The sequence below is a fragment of the Pseudomonas sp. SB113 genome, from assembly GCF_040754745.1.
Taxonomy (GTDB): domain Bacteria; phylum Pseudomonadota; class Gammaproteobacteria; order Pseudomonadales; family Pseudomonadaceae; genus Aquipseudomonas; species Aquipseudomonas grimontii.
In genome coordinates, this window is the sequence record NZ_JBFMHW010000016.1 from 40690 (window position 1) to 54855 (window position 14166).

Below are 14166 nucleotides of genomic sequence, written 5' to 3' on the forward strand. Positions count from 1 at the left end.
CATGGCGTTGCATGCATTACTTCAAGACTACGAGGGCTACGCGGACACGCAGGCCCTCGGCGAGGTCCTGAAGGCGCTCCAGAGGGAGGGGCTGGACCAACTGCCCCTGCCCGGCAGCGGCCAGACGTTGGTGCGGCTCAGTCAGCTGGCGCAGGTGGCCAGCCATGACCTGCGCCTGTGCAAGTTGTTCGAAGGCCACACCGATGCGTTGGCAATCATGGCCGAACTCAACTGCTCGTTGCCGCCGCTGGGCAGCATCTGGGGCATGTGGGCCGCGGAACCGCCGAACGCCAAAGTCCAGGTGCGCCAGGACGGTCGACGCTTGCGCCTGGAAGGGCGTAAAGCCTGGTGCTCCGGCGCAGCCGTGGTCAGCCATGGGTTGTTGACGGCCTGGGATGATCAGGGGCGCCAGCAACTGGTCGCGGTGCAAATGGACCAACCCGGCGTCAGGGTTACAGACGAGGGTTGGGACGCAGTGGGCATGGCGGCCACCGGCAGCGTCGAGGTCATATTCGACGGCGCCAGTGGGATTGCGGTCGGTGGCCCCGGCGACTACCTCGCTCGCGCCGGGTTCTGGCACGGCGGAATCGGTATCGCGGCCTGCTGGTACGGTGCTGCACAACGCCTGGCTCAAGCCTTGCGCGATCATTGCCGCAAGCGCCCGGAGCCCCATGCCCTCGCCCACCTTGGCGCGGTCGACAGTGCGCTGCACAGCGCCGCGTGTGTGCTGCGGGCCAGCGCCAAACAGGTGGATCGCACGCCCAAGGCCGATGCCCGACAACTGGCCCAGCAGGCCCGGGCCTGTGTCGAAGACAGCGTTGAACAGGTGATCCGCCATGTTGGCCGGGCTGTGGGCGCGGGGCCGTATTGCAAGGACCGGCACTTTGCCCAGTTGATGGCGGACCTGCCGGTGTATGTACGCCAAAGCCATGCCGAGCGTGACCTCGCGGCCCTCGGTGAACGGGTTGCCGGCGAATCCTCAGGGAGGTGGCAGCTATGAAACCCAACCCCATCGTTGGCCAGGGCACACCGTTGCATCGCTGGCAGGACTCGCCGCTGATGGCCGACCTGCCGACGATCAGCGTCGAACAGTTGGTGCCCGAGGGCCATCGCGCCGTAATCATCGCCCCGCACCCGGACGACGAAGTGTTGGGCTGCGGCGGCCTGCTGCAAGGCTTGGCGGCGCTGGACCGGCCTATTCAATTGATTTCGGTGACCGATGGCAGCGCCAGCCATCCGGGCTCCACCCACTGGTCGGTGGAGCGCTTGAGCGTGGTACGCCCGCAGGAATCGGCGCAGGCCCTGCATCGCCTCGGTGTACCGTTGCACAGCCTGAAATGGTTGCGGGCCGGTTTCACCGACAGCCAGGTGGCGGCGCGGGAAGAACAGCTCAGTGCTTTTATCCAGCGCCACCTCAAGCCCACGGATGTGGTGTTCACCACCTGGCGGGAGGACGGCCATTGCGACCATGAAGCGGTTGGCCGTGCCAGCGCCAAGGCGGCGCAGGCGGTGGGTGCAACGCTGTACGAACTGCCGGTGTGGACCTGGCACTGGGCGTCCCCCGAAAACAGCCTGGTGCCGTGGCACCGCGCGCGCAAAATCCCGCTGACCTGCGAAGCCGTCGCGCGCAAGCGCCACGCCATCCATGCGTTCGCCAGCCAACTGGAGGGTGACCCGCACATCGGCCTGCCGCCGGTGCTCGCGCCCTATGTGGTGGAGCGCCTGCTACAACCTTTTGAAGTGGTATTTGTATGAGTGTGGCGACGCCCTATTTCGATCAACTGTTTGCCGGTAACGACGACCCTTGGGCCTTTCGCCAACGCTGGTATGAGCGACGCAAACGCGCACTGACCCTGGCGCTGTTGACCCGGCCGCGCTATGCCTCGGTGTTCGAACCCGGTTGTGCCAATGGCGAATTGAGCTTTGAGCTGGCGCCACGCTGTGATCGCCTGTTGTGTTGCGACACCGCCTCGGCTGCCGTCGCCCTGGCGCGCAGCCGCCTGTTGGGCTTTGCCCACGCCCAGGTGCAACAGAGCCGCTTGCCCGAGCAATGGCCGACAGGCGAGTTCGAGCTGATTGTATTGAGCGAGCTGTGCTACTACCTCGACGCCGATGACCTGCGCCACTTGATCGACCGCGCCCTCAACAGCCTGACCGCCAATGGCCAGGTGTTGGCCTGCCATTGGCGCCCGGCTATCGAAGGTTGCCCGCAGACCGCCGAACAGGTACACGCCCTGCTCCATGAACGGCTGGCAATGCCCTTGGTCGCCACGCACCACGAACCCGATTTCCTGCTCGACCTGTGGAGCCGCGACGGCACTTCGGTCGCCACCCTCGAGGGCTTGCGATGATCGGCATTCTGATCCCGGTGCATAACGAAGAGACGTTGCTCGGCGACTGCCTGGAGGCAGCATTGGTCGCCGCCAGCCACCCAGGCTTGCAGGGTGAAGCGGTGCAGATCCTGGTACTGCTCGACAGTTGCAGCGATGCCAGTGCCGCGATTGCCGAAGGTTTCCCGGTGCAGCGCCTGGAGGTGCAGGCCCGCAATGTGGGCCACGTGCGCGGGGTGGGCGCGCGGCATCTGCTCAACCAGGGTGTACGCTGGATTTCGTGCACCGACGCCGACAGCCGCGTGGCCCCCGATTGGCTGGTGGCGCAATTGGCACTCGGCGCCGACGCGGTGTGCGGTACGGTGACCGTGGACGCCTGGAGCGACGACTTCGACCCGGCGGCGCAGATCCGTTACCAGCAGGCATACCAGGCCCGCGACGATCACCGGCATATCCATGGCGCCAACCTGGGCATCAGTGCCGGTGCTTATGTTCGCGCCGGTGGGTTCGAACCGCTGCCGTGTCATGAAGATGTGCAACTGGTGCGCGACCTCGAACGCTGCGGCGCTTCCATCGCCTGGAGCCACGCGCCGCAAGTCATCACCAGCGCGCGCCTGGAGGCCCGTGCCCAAGGCGGATTCGGCGACTATTTGAAGAGCCTGATGATCCCTTCTTGAAAAAACGACATTACAGAATGTAAAAATGACCAATCCTTGTCTATGCTGAGGGTGCCTTGCTGGTCATTCAGGATTGGATTGCCACGCACACACCGCGGCGGAGTCTGTGGTGAATAAATAGAGTCGTCCCGTCAACGGGCCACGACCCAGCATCAATCGACAAGGATGTGTCACCCATGAAGCTTGCCTCCTTAAGCGACGGCCGCCGCGGCCCCGCGCAAATCTGGAACAGCGCACCGCAGCTGGCACAAATTCCCCCGATCACGCCGACCTCACTGGTGCCGCCTGGCGCCCGCGTAGTGGTGATTGCGCCCCACCCCGGCGACGAAGTGTTGGCCTGCGGCGGGTTACTGCAATTGCTCAGCACCCTGGAATATCCCCTGCAACTGATCTCCATCACGGACGGCAGCGCCAGCCACCCCGGCTCGCACGTCTGGCCGGCCAGCCGCCTGAGTGTCGTGCGGCCCCAGGAAAGCGCCGAAGCACTGCGCCGCCTGGGCATGCCTCTGCACAGCCTGAAGTGGATTCGCGGCGGTTTTTGCGACAACGCGCTGGCAACCCGTGAACCGCAGCTGAGCCAATTTATCGCGCGTTACCTGCAACCGGGCGATGTGGTGTTTACCACCTGGCGCAACGACGGCAACACCGACCACGACGCCGTCGGCCGTGCCAGTGCCAAGGCCTGCAGCCTGGTGGGTGCGCAGTTGTATGAACTGCCGATCCGGGCCTGGCACTGGCCCGCGCGCGAAGGCGCGATGATCCCCTGGCAGCGCGCACGCAAGGTGCGCCTGGACATCTGGAGCGTGGCGCGCAAGCTCCACGCCGTCCATGCGTATGCCAGCCAATTGGCGGGCGACCCGCAGATCGGCCTGGCACCGATCCTGGCCCAGGAGCTGCTTGAACGTATGCGCGAGCCTTACGAGATTGTGTTTGCGTAAACGCCCACTCGTCTGTACCTGTTATTTCTGACAGTAGCGCTCGCCATGATGTGCGTCTAAGGTGCAAAAAGTGCTGCACAGGTTGAGGTGCAGTCGAGAAAGCCATGCCAACCCTTTGCATTGGCCGGTGTTTTCAGATCCAGGTATCCCGCCGTTCCTGATCCGTATCGCGTTTATCGTTGCCATGGTCTTAACCGTGCCTGTCACCAGGCACCGTCGAGATAGGTCGAGTTGAGCGAGGATGGATCATGAGCAAACGACTTCCCCCCCTGGCTTGCCTGAGCGTAGCGATTGCCGCGACATCATGGCTGTCTATCGGTTCTGACAGGGCGAATGCCTGCGCCTTTACGATCACCGCAGGCGATGACGTGATTAACTGCACCAGTGGTGCCGGCGGCAATCTCGTAGATACGCAAGGCAACAACAGCCTGATCTTTCCGTCAGGCAACGGCAGCGTACAGGGTGTGAACTACGGCGCTGGCAATGACTTGATCGAGTTGAATACACCGGACGCAGTGATCGAAATCAACGGGGTCAACATGGGGGATGGCGCGAATATCTTTCGGCTGTTTCAAGGGCGGGTCAACAGCGCGACTTTGCAAGGCGCAGGTAACGACATCGTGCAAATAAGCGGTGGGCAAGCCGCCAGCATCAGCCAGGGTGCCGGCGCCGACACGTTCTCAATGAGCGGCGGCACGATCAGCGCACTCTTCCAAGGGGACGGCATCGACCACTTCACTATGAGCGCCGGCACCATCACCGGAGCCTTTGAAGATGGCGACGTGGCGCTGATGACCGGCGGCAGCATCGGCCGTGTCGACATGAAGCTCGACGACAACGTGTTTGATATGCGCGGAGGCACCATCGTGGGCAACCTGGTGACAGGGTTCGGCAACGACTCCGTCCTGGTCTCGGGCAACAGTTCCATTGGCGGCAATATCAGCACCAGTGGCGGCGTCGATAACGTTACCATCACCGGTGGTACGGTGAATGGGCAAGTTCTTACCAGCTTTGGCGACGACGTCCTCGAGTGGCGCGACGGCGGCCAGATCAATTCGGCGGTGCTGATGGGCGGCGATAACGATACCGCCCTGCTACAGAACCTGACTGAAGCCATCGTGTCCCCTACCCCGGTGGTGGACGGTGGCCTGGGCCTGGATACCCTGACGTTCGATAACACCCAGGTCGGCACGCCGACGCGGTACCAGAACTGGGAAACGGTGAACCTGGATAACCGTTCGCAACTGACCCTTGGCGGCACATTCACCCTTGGCGATACCGCCACCGGTACCGGCACCCTGAACATTCATGGCGGCAGTGCGCTGCTGGTCAGCACAGGGGTCATCAGCCCCTTTACCGTGGGCCAGTTGGCGACGTTGAACAACAACAATGGCCTGATCGACATGACTACCGGCAGCTCCATCGCCACCGACACCCTGACGGTCAATGGCCACTACAGCGGCAGCGGTGGTCAACTCGCGCTGCAAAGTGTCTTGGGCGGCGATGGCTCGCCCAGCGACAAACTGATCGTCAACCAAGGCACCCTCAGCGGCGACACGACTATCATCGTCACTAACCTGGGCGGTGCCGGCGCGGCGACCCTGCAAGACGGTATCCAGGTGGTGCAGGCCCTCAACGGTGCAACCAACAGTGGCAGCGCCTTTACCCTCGGCCGCCCGGTGTCTGCCGGCGCGTTCGACTACTACCTGTTCAAGGGCGGCGTGACGGCCGGCACGGCCGACAACTACTACCTGCGTTCAACGATACCGGTAGTGCCGCCTGACCCGGTGATCGTCGTGCCGTTACCAATCCCCGTTCCCGGTGACCCGCCACTGCCGCCCAACCCCGGCACGACACCCATCCCCATTTACCGTCCGGAAGTGCCGATCTACGCCGCGCTGTTTCCCGCCGCCCAGCAAATCGTGCAGGGTATGCTCGGCACTTTTCACCAGCGCATGGGTGACCAGAGCCAGCAGCAGCAAACCGATGCATTTCCAGCAGGTTGGGGTCGGGTTTATGGCACCAGCAGCCGCCAGGGTTTCTCTGGGACGGTCAGCCCTACGCTGGACAGCTCGGTGACGGGCTTCCAGGTGGGCAGCGACGTATACGCCAGCACCAACGCCGATGGCCTTACCCAACGCAGCGGATTCTTTGTTGGCCACAGCACCCTCAAAGGCAACATCAAGGGTTTCAACGGTGGCTGGCAAGACAAGGACGCCGGCAAGACCACCCTGCGCGGGGATAGCCTTGGGGTGTACTGGACGCTGATCGGGGCCAACCAGGCCTACCTCGACCTGGTGTTGATGGGCACCCGCTTCAACGGCAGCAACGAGTCGGATCACGGTGTGAAGATGGACACCCATGGGCACAACGTCACGGCGTCCGCTGAACTCGGCTGGCCGTTTGCGTGGGTGGACAACTGGGTGGTGGAACCCCAGGCGCAACTGATCGTCGGCAAGACCAGGCTGGATAAGCAAAACGACGGTATCGCCGACGTCTCCTATGACGCCAACACCAACGTCACCACCCGCCTGGGGGTACGCCTGCGCGGCGACTACCAGGTGCGCGGCATGCCGCTGCAACCCTACGTACGGGCCAATGTCTGGCACACCAGCGCCGGGCAGAACACCGTGACGTTCAACGATGTGACAGCCATCGATACCGAGCAGAAATCCACCACGTTGGACCTGAGTGTCGGCGCCACGCTGAAGGTGGCCACGGCCATCAGCCTTTACGGTGAGGTGGGCTACAACCGCAACCTCGACAGCAACACCTTCAACGGCCGTCAAGGCACGGTTGGGCTGAAAATGGACTTCTGAGGACCGTGTGAATCACCGTTGACCGGCGTTGACCGCGCCAGAGGCCTTGAAGCGTGAAAACTGAAAGGCCACCGCCAGCCAGATAAACCAGGCCGGCATCACGCACAGCGCCAAGCGTGTATCCGGCCGCAATGCCAGCAGGCACAGCACGAATGCCAGGAACCCCAGGGAAAACCAGGCCATCGGCACCCCACCGGGCATCTTGTAGAGGGATTTAGCATGCAGGTCCGGGCGCTTTTTGCGGTAGGCGATGTAGGACGCGAGGATGGTCGACCAGGTGAAAATCACCAGGATCGCCGAGACCGTCGACACGATCGTGAAGGCGGTCATGACCTCCGGTACCACAAACAGCAACACCAGGCCGAGCAGCATCAACAAGGTGGTAAACGCCAGGCTGATAAACGGCACGCTGCTGGTCGACAGCCGCCGGAAAATGCCCGGCGCGTCCCCCAGGTCGGCCAGGCCGAACAGCATGCGGCTGGCGGAAAACACGCCACTGTTGGCGGACGACGCCGCCGATGTCAGCACTACGAAGTTCACGATGCCCGCCGCCGCCGGAAAGCCAGCGACCAGGAACAATTCAACGAACGGGCTCTTGCTCGGCGACACCTGCTGCCACGACGTCACCGCGATGATGCACGCCAGGGCCAGCACGTAAAACAGGATGATCCGCAGCGGAATCGAGTTGATCGCCTTGGGCAAGGTCTTCTCCGGCGCACGGGTTTCAGCCGCTGCGGTGCCGATAAGCTCGGTGCCGGCAAAGGAAAAAATCGCCATCTGGAACCCGGCAAAAAAACCGAACAGGCCGTTGGGAAACGCCGCCTGTTTATCCAGCAAGTGGCTCAAGGACGCCGTGACCCCGGTGGGCGAGACAAACGAGCTGGCAATCAGCACCACACTCACGCCGATCAGGGTCACCACGGCGATGATCTTGATGATTGCGAACCAGAACTCCACTTCGCCAAACAGCTTCACCGTCAGCACGTTTAACGCGAACAGCGTCAGCAACATGCCCACGGCAGGCATCCACGCCGGTACATCAGGGAACCAGTACTGGAAGAAGCCACCGACCACCACCGCATCCCCCACCACGGCCACGCTCCAGCTCAGCCAGTACGACCAACCGAGAAAGAACGCCGCGCGCGGCCCCAGGTACGCGCCGGCAAAATCGGCGAAGCTCTTGAAGTTAAGGTTGGACAGCAGCAGCTCACCCATGGCGCGCATCACGAAATACACGAACAGCCCGATGATCATGTAGATCAGGATGATCGAGGTACCGGACAACGCGATGATCTTGCCGGAGCCCATGAACAGGCCGGTGCCGATCGCACCGCCCATGGCCATCAGCTGGATATGGCGGTTGCTCAGGGTGCGTTGCAACGCAGGCTTTTCACACAGCCCGGACGTGGTTGTTTTCATCACAAAACCTCTTGTTATGTTTTTGAGTTTTGGCAGAAAAAAAGAATCGAGCGTTTGTTGTTATGGGGGTCAGGCGGTCTTGCTTTCGAAGCCGTGCAGGACGTTGACGGCATTGATGCCGATCTCGTCGACCATGTAGCCGCCTTCCATCACGAACAGCGTCGGTACGCCCACGCCGGCGATGAGCTCACCCATGCTGAGGAAGTCCTGGCTGTCGAGCAGGAAGTGGCTGATGGGGTCGTCCTTGAAGGTGTCGACGCCGAGGGAGATCACCAGCACCTCGGGGGCGAAGTGTTTCAGTTGCTGGCAGGCGTGGATCAGTGCGGTTTTGTACTGATTCCACGTGGTGTTTTTCGGCAAGGGGTAATTCAGGTTGAAGCCCTCCCCGGCCCCTGCGCCGCGCTCGCTGTCGGCACCGGAAAAGTACGGATAGGACACCAACGGGTCGCCGTGCAGGGAGATGAACAGCACGTCCGGGCGCTCGTAGAAAATATTCTGCGTGCCGTTGCCGTGGTGAAAATCCACATCGAGTACCGCGACGCGCCTGGCGCCTTGGGTGATGGCCTGCTGCGCGGCAATCGCGGCATTGTTGAGGTAGCAATAACCGCCCATGTATTCGCGGGCCGCATGGTGCCCCGGTGGGCGGCATAGGGCGAAAGCGCTGTTGTGGCCTTCGTCGATCAGCGCCAGGCCGGTGAGCGCAATATCCGCGCTGGTCTTGACCGCCTGCCAGGTGGTGGCGGTGATCGGCGAGCCGGCGTCCATGGCAAAGAAACCCAGTTTGCCGTCGATGAAGTCCGGCACCTGCTGATTGGCCAGGTCGCGTACCGGCCATACCAGCGGCAGCGCGTCATGGCTGCGGCCGATGGCGGTCCATTCGCCCCAGGCGGTTTCGAGGAAGCTGACGTAGCGTTCGCTGTGGGCGTTGACGTAGCAGGCACGATCAAAGCTGCGCGGCACGATAATATCGCCCAGCCCAACGTGCCGGACGCGGTCACGCACGGTGTCGGCGCGGCTGGGTTGTTCGAATGAGGGTTTGAGCACGCCATCCTTGAGTTCGGTGCCGTGGTGCAAACGGTGGTCATCACTAAAAACAGTCAGCATTTGGATACATCCGCCAGTAAAAGACAGGGTCTATTTTGTTCTGGCAGCGCCGGGCTTTCTTTGCTTTTACTTCTGGCACTGATAGCTTTATCGGGTGTTTTTACCCCGGTGATAGCCAAATATGAAAAATAAAACCAAGCAGGTCGTTCTTGACGACACCGATCTCGCCATCCTCGCCCTGCTGCAGGAAGACGCGAGTATTTCCAACGCCCAACTGAGCGAGCGTCTGTCCCTGAGCCTCACCCCCTGCTGGCGTCGGCGCAAACGCCTGGAAGAAGAAGGCGTGATCAAGGACTACCAGGCCAACCTCGATCGCAAGCTGCTGGGCCTGGACATCATGGCGTTTGTGCATGTGCGTTTTGCGATCCACACCGACCATGCGCCGGATGCGTTTGAAGCGGTGGTCAAAGAGCTGCCTCAGGTGCTGTCGTGCCACAAGATCACCGGCGATGCCGACTATCTGTTGCAGGTATTGGCAGAGGACCTGGACAGCTACAGCGAGTTTGTCGAGAGCGTGCTGCGGCGGCAGTTGGGGATTGCCTCGATCCAGTCGAGCCTGGCGTTGCGGGAGGTGAAGGCGACGAGTCGGGTGGCGATTCCAAAACGCGATTGAGCGCGCTAAAGAAGAAATGGCGCACGGCAGGTGATGGCTAAAAGCCTGCCCTCAAGATGTGAAAAATTCGTTAACTAATTATCCCCAAAGGCTTTTTCCTGTGGGTTTAATCTGCCAAACTAATGCGAATAATTATCAACAGATTTATTATTCGCCAAGGACGGTACTTAAGGGAGAGTCCGTTCCATGTCTGTGCAACAACACAGCGGTAAAGGTTTTACACCCAGTCTGATCGCGTTGGCGGTCTGTCTCGCCACCTCGCACGCGGCCTTCGCTGCCGACGCGCAGACGCCGACAACCACCCTGGAACTGGGTGCTACCCAGATCTCCGGCGAGCAGCAGTTGGGCGAAACCACCGAGGGCACACAGTCCTACACCACCGGCGCAATGAAGACCGCGACCAAACTGCCCCTCACCCTGCGTGAAACCCCGCAGGCGGTCACCGTCATTACCCGTCAGCGCATGGATGACCAGGCGATGACCAGCATCAACGACGTGGTCAACGCCACGCCGGGGCTGTTCCTTAATTACTCCAGCGGACCTGGCCGGCAGTCCTACACCGCGCGCGGCTTCGACATCGACAACCTGATGTATGACGGCATCCCCAGCGGCTATAACGGGGTTTCGGTCGGCGCCCAGCCGAACCTGGCGATGTTCGACCGTGTCGAGGTGGTGCGCGGCGCTACCGGCCTGGTGACCGGTGCGGGTAATCCTTCGGCGGCCATCAACCTGATCCGCAAACGGCCGCTGGACGAGCAAAAAGTCACCCTCACCGGCGCTGCCGGCAGCTGGGATGACTACCGTGGCGAACTCGACGCCTCCAGCCCGCTCAACGACAGCGGCACCTGGCGCGGTCGAGTGGTCACCTCCTACCGTGACGCCAACAGCTTCATCGACCACGCCGAGGACTATCACGGCCTGTTCTACGCCGTCACCGAAGCCGACCTGAGCGAAGACACCAGCCTGACCCTCGGCTTCTCGAACCAGAAGGACAAGACCAACTACTTCTGGGGCTCGTCAATGATCGGCCAGGACGGCCATCACCTGGACCTACCGCGCTCCTACAACCCCGGCACCGACTGGGAGAACAAAGACCAGGAAATCAACACGGTCTTCGCCGAACTGCGCCAGCGCCTGGCCAATGACTGGAAGCTTCAGGTCAACGCCAACTACGCCGAACAGAACGCGTTGTTCTCCGGCTCCTACCAGTCGCGCTGGGTCAACAACACCCTGGCGCGCACTGTCTACCAGGCCGCCTACGACGAAAACCAGGCCGGCGTCGACGCCTTTGCCAGCGGCCCGTTCCAGGCGTTCGGGCGCACCCATGAACTGGTGGTGGGCGCCAGCCGACGCATCTACGACATGACCACCCACGACTACAGCCCCTACAACATGAACTGGCCGCTCACTGCGGGCAAACCGGACTTCGTCCACACCTCCGATACCCGCGAAGTCACCACCCAGGATGGTTTCTACCTGACTTCGCGCCTGAGCCTGGCCGACCCGCTGAAACTGATCCTCGGCGCACGCCTGGACTGGTATGACTACGATGCCCATGGCGACAACACCGGCGACTACAAGGTCACCCGCAACCTCACGCGCTACGCGGGGCTGATCTACGAGCTGGACGACCAGCACTCGGTCTATGTCAGCTACAGCGACATCTTCACGCCGCAGAGTTCCAAGGACACGTCCGGTACCCCGGTCAAACCGATTGTCGGCAAGAACTACGAGGTCGGCATCAAGGGCGAATACCTGGGTGGCGCGCTGAATGCGAGCGTGGCGCTGTTCCGTGTCGACCAGGAAAACCGCGCCACGCAAGTGACCGTGCAAAACTGCCCGCAGACCGAGTGCTATGAAGCCTCCGGCGAGATTCGCAGCCAAGGTATCGACTTCGAACTGCAAGGCGCGCTGACCGAAAACTGGCAGGTCGGCGGTGGCTACACCTACGCCCGCACCCACACCATCAAGGACGACGCCAACCCGCAGAAGGTCAACAAGCAGTACGACACCGACACCCCGGAGCACCTGTTCAAGCTGACCACCCGCTACAACTTCCAGGGCCCGCTGGAGAAACTGCGCGTGGGTGGCAACATCTCCTGGCAGAGCCGCATGTACAACGACGTCAAACTGACTGATGGCAGCACCTATCGCCTACAGCAGGGCGCCTACGCCGTCACCGACCTGATGGCCGGCTACAAGGTCAACGACCACCTGGACCTGCAGCTCAACGCCAACAACATCTTCGACCGCCGCTATTACTCCACCATCGCCAACTCCGCGAGCTACGGTGGCGACGCCTACGGCACTCCACGCAATATGATGCTGACTGCCAAGTACAGCTTCTGATCCACCTGGCGAACGGGGGTCCTAATGTGGGAGGGGCTTGCTCCCGATAGCGTTGGGTCAGTCAATGATGCTGTGACTGTGCTACCGCTATCGGGAGCAAGCCCCCTCCCACATTCCCCCCCCGCTTGCCACCAGGAATGTCGTCTGCCCCCTCTGAACGCGTTCGCACTTAAAGTCCCCTCCCCCCATGCCGATAAGCTTTTTGGTTTCCCTGCACCTGCAAAGTGCCTGATACCTGCTTTGCTCTGTACCAGCGGGCCGTAGTGGCACGCCGCATGCTTTGATCCTTGCCAGACCACATGGAGTAAGAGTGAATGCCCGCACGCGCACGTTTCCTGGAGCACTACCGCAAGGCCGACCGCATCATGCTGGCGTTGATATGGCTGATGTTCCTGTTCTCCGTCGGCCTGGCGTTCTGGCACGACACCCTGATCCAGGCGATTGTCGTGGGGGCAGGCACAAGCGCCGTGCTCACCGCGCTCTACCGCGTCATCGGCGGCACTCGGGTGATGCGTTGCGCACTGGGCGCAGGCTTGATGGTCATGGCGGCGCTGCACATCAACCAGGCCCAGGGCGTGATCGAAGCGCACTTCGGGATTTTCGCGCTGCTGGCGGTACTGACGTTCTATCGAGACTGGCTGCCGATCCTGGTGGCCGCACTGACGATTGCAGTACACCACGTGGTGTTCCATGCATTGCAGCATCAAGGCTTCCCGGTGTTTGTGATGGCGCATCACGGCGGTTGGACCATGGTGTTCGTCCACGCCTTCTACGTGGTGATGGAAACCATCGCCCTGCTCTACCTCGCGGTAAACAGCCAGGCCGAAGCGGTGGAGAGCGAGGAAATGCTGGAAAAAATGCTCGCCGTCACCACCCAATTCACCGTGGATAGCGCCAAAGGCGAAGGCAAGGTGCACGTATCCCTCGCCAAGCGCTTCGACCATTTCCTGCAACAGATCACCCACCTTATCGACGGCGTCGCCCGCGACTCCCACGGCCTCGGCCAACTCGGCCAGGAACTGGCCCACGCCAGCGGCACCCTGGAAAAAGGCGCGCGCCACCAACTAGTCGAAATCGCGCAAATGACCGACTCCATGCAGCGCATGGAAGACGCCATGGGCCACATTACGGTGCACGTCGAAGAAGCGGTTGAACACGCGGGCGTCGCCAGCCAACAAATCCTGCGCGGCCAGGAAAGCGTCGGCCGCGCCCAACACGAAATCACCCAACTGGCCACCCGCCTGGAAGGCACCAACCACACCGTCCAAGGCCTGGCCGTTAAGGCCGAACAAATCGGCTCGGTACTGGAAGTCATCAGCAGCATCGCCAACCAGACCAACCTCCTCGCCCTCAACGCCGCCATCGAAGCCGCCCGCGCCGGCGAACAAGGCCGCGGCTTCGCCGTCGTCGCCGACGAAGTACGCAGCCTGGCGCAACGCACCGCCGTCTCCACCCAGGAAATCAAAACCATCATCGAGGGCCTGCAGCAAGGCAGCCGCCAGGCCGTGGAAGCCATGCACGACAGCCGCCAGGGCGTGGAACGCTGCGTGGAAGACAGCCAACTCGCGGTGGAAATGCTACGGGCGGTGGGCAATGACATCAGCCAGATCGATGCGCTGAATGGGCGGATTGTGATCACCACGCGGGAACAGACTTCAGCGAACCTGGAGATTGTCGGACGCTTGCAGTCGGTGCAGAGCATTGCGCAGAGCACGGCAGAGGATGTGGAGATGTTGGCCAGGAGCAGCGAGCAGTTGCCGCCGATTGCGGTGCGGTTGGATGCGTTGGGGAGAAGGTTTCATCAGTGAGGGGGATGGAGGGGCTGCTTTCGGTGAAAGTCCGTTATTTTTGAAGGGTTGCTATCGGCCAACCGCGGACAGTGACCGAATCGTTGCGAGCGACCCATCGCCACTCAAG

The 14166-nt window shown here is 62.0% G+C and carries 11 protein-coding genes; 9 read left to right on the forward strand and 2 right to left on the reverse strand.

Annotation, left to right across the window (positions count from 1 at the left end; all coding sequences use genetic code 11):
* Position 1: 1 nt before the first annotated feature.
* The 6 genes from AB1462_RS20485 (at position 2) to AB1462_RS20510 (ending at position 6764) form a co-directional block, all read left to right on the forward strand.
* Positions 2-1000: an acyl-CoA dehydrogenase gene (locus AB1462_RS20485; protein WP_367247771.1), complete on the forward strand. Its 999-nt coding sequence runs from the start codon at positions 2-4 to the stop codon at positions 998-1000.
* Positions 997-1755: a PIG-L deacetylase family protein gene (locus AB1462_RS20490; RefSeq protein WP_367247772.1), complete on the forward strand. Its 759-nt coding sequence runs from the start codon at positions 997-999 to the stop codon at positions 1753-1755. Before AB1462_RS20485 ends, AB1462_RS20490 begins: the two co-directional genes overlap by 4 nt.
* Positions 1752-2351 carry a nodulation S family protein gene (locus AB1462_RS20495; protein WP_259192976.1) on the forward strand — a complete coding sequence of 200 codons (600 nt, stop codon included), beginning with the start codon at positions 1752-1754 and terminating at the stop codon, positions 2349-2351. Before AB1462_RS20490 ends, AB1462_RS20495 begins: the two co-directional genes overlap by 4 nt.
* Positions 2348-3007: a glycosyltransferase gene (locus tag AB1462_RS20500; RefSeq protein WP_090403688.1), complete on the forward strand. Its 660-nt coding sequence runs from the start codon at positions 2348-2350 to the stop codon at positions 3005-3007. The genes AB1462_RS20495 and AB1462_RS20500 overlap by 4 nt, the downstream gene beginning before the upstream one ends.
* 176 nt (positions 3008-3183) lie before the next feature.
* Entirely contained in the window at positions 3184-3945 is a 762-nt protein-coding gene (locus AB1462_RS20505; RefSeq protein WP_259192978.1) for a PIG-L deacetylase family protein, read from the forward strand.
* A gap of 248 nt (positions 3946-4193) precedes the next feature.
* Positions 4194-6764 (forward strand): autotransporter outer membrane beta-barrel domain-containing protein, encoded by a 2571-nt coding sequence (locus AB1462_RS20510; RefSeq protein ID WP_367247774.1) that lies wholly within the window; start codon positions 4194-4196, stop codon positions 6762-6764.
* Between the two features lie 12 nt (positions 6765-6776).
* Here AB1462_RS20510 and AB1462_RS20515 read toward each other — a convergent pair whose 3' ends face one another.
* Together AB1462_RS20515 and AB1462_RS20520 are read right to left on the reverse strand one after the other, a co-directional pair.
* Positions 6777-8183, reverse strand: coding sequence for an amino acid permease (locus tag AB1462_RS20515; protein WP_259192980.1), 1407 nt, complete (start codon positions 8181-8183; stop codon positions 6777-6779).
* Between the two features lie 69 nt (positions 8184-8252).
* Positions 8253-9287, reverse strand: coding sequence for a histone deacetylase family protein (locus tag AB1462_RS20520; protein ID WP_259192981.1), 1035 nt, complete (start codon positions 9285-9287; stop codon positions 8253-8255).
* A gap of 121 nt (positions 9288-9408) precedes the next feature.
* Between AB1462_RS20520 and AB1462_RS20525 the strand changes: the two genes are divergently transcribed.
* The 3 genes from AB1462_RS20525 to AB1462_RS20535 all read left to right on the forward strand — a co-directional run bounded on the left by AB1462_RS20525 (position 9409) and on the right by AB1462_RS20535 (position 14057).
* Positions 9409-9900: an Lrp/AsnC family transcriptional regulator gene (locus tag AB1462_RS20525; RefSeq protein WP_259192982.1), complete on the forward strand. Its 492-nt coding sequence runs from the start codon at positions 9409-9411 to the stop codon at positions 9898-9900.
* A gap of 186 nt (positions 9901-10086) precedes the next feature.
* The gene (locus AB1462_RS20530; RefSeq protein WP_367247776.1) at positions 10087-12249 is read left to right on the forward strand and encodes a TonB-dependent siderophore receptor; all 2163 of its coding nucleotides are present in this window, start codon (positions 10087-10089) and stop codon (positions 12247-12249) included.
* A gap of 314 nt (positions 12250-12563) precedes the next feature.
* Positions 12564-14057 carry a methyl-accepting chemotaxis protein gene (locus tag AB1462_RS20535; RefSeq protein WP_090403675.1) on the forward strand — a complete coding sequence of 498 codons (1494 nt, stop codon included), beginning with the start codon at positions 12564-12566 and terminating at the stop codon, positions 14055-14057.
* The last annotated feature ends 109 nt before the right edge of the window (positions 14058-14166 follow it).

Bases quoted from the DNA above. Each gene is read 5' to 3' on its own strand.
- AB1462_RS20485 (WP_367247771.1), top strand. From the start codon at position 2: ATGGCGTTGCATGCATTACTTCAAGACTACGAGGGCTACGCGGACACG.
- AB1462_RS20490 (WP_367247772.1), top strand. From the start codon at position 997: ATGAAACCCAACCCCATCGTTGGCCAGGGCACACCGTTGCATCGCTGG.
- AB1462_RS20495 (WP_259192976.1), top strand. From the start codon at position 1,752: ATGAGTGTGGCGACGCCCTATTTCGATCAACTGTTTGCCGGTAACGAC.
- AB1462_RS20500 (WP_090403688.1), top strand. From the start codon at position 2,348: ATGATCGGCATTCTGATCCCGGTGCATAACGAAGAGACGTTGCTCGGC.
- AB1462_RS20505 (WP_259192978.1), top strand. From the start codon at position 3,184: ATGAAGCTTGCCTCCTTAAGCGACGGCCGCCGCGGCCCCGCGCAAATC.
- AB1462_RS20510 (WP_367247774.1), top strand. From the start codon at position 4,194: ATGAGCAAACGACTTCCCCCCCTGGCTTGCCTGAGCGTAGCGATTGCC.
- AB1462_RS20515 (WP_259192980.1), bottom strand. From the start codon at position 8,183: ATGAAAACAACCACGTCCGGGCTGTGTGAAAAGCCTGCGTTGCAACGC.
- AB1462_RS20520 (WP_259192981.1), bottom strand. From the start codon at position 9,287: ATGCTGACTGTTTTTAGTGATGACCACCGTTTGCACCACGGCACCGAA.
- AB1462_RS20525 (WP_259192982.1), top strand. From the start codon at position 9,409: ATGAAAAATAAAACCAAGCAGGTCGTTCTTGACGACACCGATCTCGCC.
- AB1462_RS20530 (WP_367247776.1), top strand. From the start codon at position 10,087: ATGTCTGTGCAACAACACAGCGGTAAAGGTTTTACACCCAGTCTGATC.
- AB1462_RS20535 (WP_090403675.1), top strand. From the start codon at position 12,564: ATGCCCGCACGCGCACGTTTCCTGGAGCACTACCGCAAGGCCGACCGC.